We start from the raw sequence: 1,101 nt of genomic DNA, 5'->3' as shown, positions 1-1,101 counted from the left end.
GCCAGCGCCGTAAGCGTCGCAAACGCGTACATATTCAACAGCTTCTGGTTCTGGTGCAACGATGGCGTCGGCAGCCTGAGCGCCGGTTGCTGCAACGAGAGCGGCAGCGGAGCCGAGAAGAAGGCTCTTAATGTTCATTTCTGACCTCCAGTCAGAAACATACGCAATCATAAAAATTCAAATACTTTCAATGTGTTACAAAAACTAATGGAATATTTTATTTTTAAAGCCCTAAAATTGGTTGTCAAAAACGCGGGATAAAAAGCGCGTAAAATACAAAAAAACCGGCAAGAATGAATTCTGCCAGCTGCGTGAAAATCGGTTTTTTTATGAAACAATGGCGGAGAGGATGGGATTCGAACCCACGATACCCTTCCGGGTATACTCCCTTAGCAGGGGAGCGCCTTCGACCACTCGGCCACCTCTCCGGTAAAGGCGCAATAGCCGGTAATAATCATGAGTTCAAGCACTTTACGCATCCGGAGCCAAAAAATCTTATCCATCAACAGGATGATTTCAAAAAAGGCATTAAATTCCGATAGTTTTCCGCAGTTTATGCCACCCTATAAAGAGAAGCCTGCTTTTAGACACCTAAAACGGAATCAAAATCACAGAATCAAAGCACTTGATGTGCCACAACTGATTCACGGGCACGAACAGGGCAAATCACCTGCCAATATTACGTCTATAAGAGGATGAAACCGGGCGGCTCAATTCAGGCCTTCTCTGACGCGCAACACTGTTTCAGCCTGTGGAAACATCTGAAAACCCCGCAAAAGCGGCAATTTTTCGTTAATTTATTTTAATAAATATAAACAAAACATAAATAAAATCCGGTACCTAGGGGGTGTTTCGTGTCTTTTCTGCAACACGATATGTCGATAGCAACATCTTAGCCCCTCGTTATGCGTTTTCAGTGTTGCAACGAAACTGAGCACGAGTATCTTGAGGGCAGAAGAAGGAGCGCTTCGGTAGCGACTTTTTCATCCAAGGGGATGGGGACAGGTTGTCCTTCAGCCAAGACAAAATGCCCAGACCCATTTAAAACTTTGACTGGAGGTCAGAAATGAACATTAAGAGCCTTCTTCTCGGCTCCGCTGC

General features: G+C 45.1%; 1 protein-coding gene and 1 tRNA gene. Both read right to left on the bottom strand.

The features are described 5' to 3' along the window. Positions 1–138 (bottom strand): porin (locus A918_RS21600; protein ID WP_198013305.1); only part of this gene is annotated, 138 nt, incomplete at its 3' end. Between the two features lie 200 nt (positions 139–338). Then, positions 339–428: transfer RNA gene (locus tag A918_RS0115555), tRNA-Ser, on the bottom strand. Positions 429–1,101 lie beyond the last annotated feature (673 nt).

It is taken from the genome of Pseudochrobactrum sp. AO18b, from assembly GCF_000409565.1.
Classification (GTDB): Bacteria; Pseudomonadota; Alphaproteobacteria; order Rhizobiales; family Rhizobiaceae; genus Pseudochrobactrum; species Pseudochrobactrum saccharolyticum.
Note: the sequence above shows the minus strand (reverse complement) of the source record. Positions and strands in the feature narration are given on the sequence as shown.